This window comes from Streptomyces sp. NPDC001156, from assembly GCF_053598275.1.
Genome location: NZ_JBSFJX010000562.1, coordinates 1 through 1,160, shown reverse-complemented (window position 1 = coordinate 1,160; position 1,160 = coordinate 1). Strand labels below are relative to the sequence as shown.

The 1,160-nt window shown below is 65.7% G+C and carries 1 pseudogene; it reads right to left on the bottom strand.

Annotated elements, in window-relative coordinates:
* A pseudogene (locus ACWDA7_RS53130) lies at positions 1-247 on the bottom strand (IS1380 family transposase); the annotation flags it as partial.
* Positions 248-1,160 lie beyond the last annotated feature (913 nt).

Sequence of the window (1,160 nt, the reverse complement as noted above, 5' to 3'; positions counted from 1 at the left end):
GCAGGACGTCGAGGTCGTCGATGCTGTCGGCCCCCGCGACCATCCCGGCCACGATGCTCGTGACCTTGGCGTCCGCCGCCGCACCCGCGCCGTTCCTCGCCCCGGTCAGCCTCACCTTCCCGGCCACCAGTCGGGGAAGCCCGCACCGCTCGGCCAGCCGCATCACCGGGACCAGCCCGGCCTGCGCGATCAGATTCGGGTCATCGAACGCGGCGGAGACCGCCGCTGGTGTATGGGAAACTTGCATCTCTGAAGTGCCTTGCTGATTGTGCGTGCTGGAAGCGTGAAGAACTCCCATCATCGCAGGTCAAAAGGCACTTCTTCATTTTCCCAAGCGTCATCCACAGGCATCGGTCGGTGGATCGAGGCTAAGTGGGAAGCGAGCTGGCATCCCAGCAGCAACTCGGCGAGCCGGCGGTCGCCAATCCACGCTGGAAGTGATCACTACTTGCGGGGTGACCAGGTCGGTGACGTAGCCAGCGAGGCGGGCAGCAGGGAAGGCATGACGGTCCTCGGCGTTCTTCTACCACCGCTCCAGCCCGGTCAGGACGGCCACCACGTAGTCTCAGAGAGTCACGGGCAGCACTCCCCCGGCTGCGACGCTTGCCGCGTTGCACCGCCACCAGCCACGCAGGGCCTTGAACAGGGCCTCGGGGCTGTGGGAGGAGGCGAAGCCGAGCCAATTGCGGTCCGGATCCTGTCGCCCGCTGCGTGATCCGAACGCGGACCAGGACCCGAGCTGACCTCACAGTGGGCGGGTGAACGTGTCCAGGCGCCTGGAGTTGGGGGGCCGACACTTGGAGATCCGGCGGGTTCGCGTTCGGGCCGGGGCAGTGTGTCAGTGCTGTTCATGCTGGTTGGAGCCGTGTCGGGGAGGTCCACCCGATTGTGTGAGGTTCTAACGGCTACTGGCAGATTCCAGGAGCCAGCTCAAACCGCCTTGGACGACGATGGCACTGGCCTCTGAGTGGCCGTGACGCCGTTCAGCGGCCCCGCATGTTGGCTTCCAGCGGCCCCAGTTGAGAAGACGCTGTGTAGGCGACCAGCAGGCTATGTCTGGGCCGGGGTGTTGACCGTCTTTCGTTCTGCTGATGTGTGACCCGGGTGCGTCGTTGGCTGTGCCGATCTGAGGTCTGGGGTTCGCGGGGGCTTGTCGTCCT